This is a genomic window from Pantoea sp. GbtcB22 (genome assembly GCF_019091025.1).
Taxonomy (GTDB): Bacteria; Pseudomonadota; Gammaproteobacteria; order Enterobacterales; family Enterobacteriaceae; genus Pantoea; species Pantoea leporis.
Map to the genome: position 1 here is coordinate 1 of NZ_JAGXKB010001062.1, position 229 is coordinate 229.

The 229-nt window shown below is 54.6% G+C and carries 1 pseudogene; it reads right to left on the reverse strand.

Going from position 1 to position 229, the window contains the following annotated elements:
- Nucleotides 1-46: 46 nt before the first annotated feature.
- Nucleotides 47-229 (reverse strand): annotated as a pseudogene (locus tag KVT28_RS27520) (ACT domain-containing protein); the annotation flags it as partial.

The window sequence follows — 229 nt, forward strand, 5'->3', positions numbered from 1 at the left end:
CCAGATGGACGCGATCGTTCGCGGTGAGTGGGATAAGGGCGCTCTACACGCGTCCGTCGCGGTCTTCGGTATCCAGGCGCTGAATATTGGAACTGGCAGTGTTGATTGCCGCGGTCACATTCGCCAGTGCGCCCTGATGATTGAACATGTCGACTTTAATCCCTGCGACAAATTCCTGGTCGGCCAGTTTATCCCACTCAACCGGCATGAACTTTTCAGGCTCTTTTTG